Annotated in this window: 2 protein-coding genes; both read right to left on the reverse strand. The window is 62.5% G+C overall.

Going from position 1 to position 1,177, the window contains the following annotated elements:
* Positions 1-272, reverse strand: a 272-nt coding sequence (locus NW820_RS12515; RefSeq protein ID WP_414407660.1) for a hypothetical protein, incomplete at its 3' end; no start/stop codon positions are given.
* Between the two features lie 28 nt (positions 273-300).
* On the reverse strand, positions 301-1,177 hold an 877-nt coding region (locus tag NW820_RS12520), incomplete at its 5' end, for a hypothetical protein (protein WP_414407661.1).

A 1,177-nucleotide genomic window follows, 5' to 3' on the forward strand; every position in this document is an offset into this window, starting at 1 on the left:
GGCCCTGCCGGCGAGATCAGCTCAATGCGCTTTTCGCCAGGGTAGGTGCTGGGATCGATCTCAAAGGTAACCGTCAGCGCCTCGGCGTTGGCCTGCACCGGTTCCTTAGAGCGTCCCAAGGGATCCCCAAAGCTGACTCGGATCCCTTTACCCGCCGGGCTGACTCGGATTTCCGTCACCTGATCCAGATGGGATCCCTCTAGGGTACAGACGATTACATCCCCGACAAAGGCCTCCAGAGGCCAGCCCCGCCGCACCACCGGTTTGGACATGGTTGTCGCTCCCACAGGCTTCTGCATCTCAGTTTAATTTTTCATTTTCCCCTCCCTGCTCCAGCCCAAAACGGCTTTGGTGGCAGAGAGGCTCTCCCCCCTTGGGCCGGATCTCCTGCCACCCCTGTAGAGAAGAGGGAGTTGGGGAAAGGGCAACGGCAGGCGCTCGCAGCAACACCTGGCGGTCTGGGCCCACGCTCACCAAGCGGGGCATCTCTCCAAGGCTATCGGCCACCGCAAACAGCACCCGCTCTCGGGCCTGGGGATCCCAGCCCAGCAGCTGCGCATACCCCAGCGCCGGCGGCGGATCCCAGATTTGCACCGGTGGGATCCCTGTCGAGCCAGTGGGCAAAGGCCAGACCACCGCCCGATCCCAGCTCAAATCGGTCTGGAACCAGCCTTCGTACTCCCGCGCCAGCAAAGTGTTCCCCTGCCAGGCTAGAGGCAGGATCATGGCAAAATCCAATGCCTCAACGGGGTCGTACACCGACCCTGAGGCTTGATAGATAACCTGCAAGGCCCGAGTACGGGTGTTCTCGGCAAACAACACACTGGTCAACCGACCAGCCTGAGGCGTGGCCACCAAATCTAGCCGTGTGTACACCTGCCACTGGGGATCCGGCGCCGGCAAGGGATCGCTGCGCAACAGGCCAACCAATGTGCATTGCCGCTGCCGGGCTTGCTCCTGCAAGTCGTACACCCATTCCCAAGGGATGGGCAAAGTAGGGGGAGAGGAGACTCCAGGGGCAGCCGGCGCCATGTCCCTCGCCCAGGCAGCGCTCCCCTCCGCCCAGCCGATCCAAACAGCCACAAGGGCTCTCCCCAGTTGCCACAGCCAGTTTTGCCTGAGCCAGCCCCCCATCTGCCTCACCTTCCGTCGTGACATACTCCCGCACTCATGCTGA

The organism is Synechococcus sp. R55.7, from assembly GCF_047461955.1.
Classification (GTDB): domain Bacteria; phylum Cyanobacteriota; class Cyanobacteriia; order Thermostichales; family Thermostichaceae; genus Thermostichus.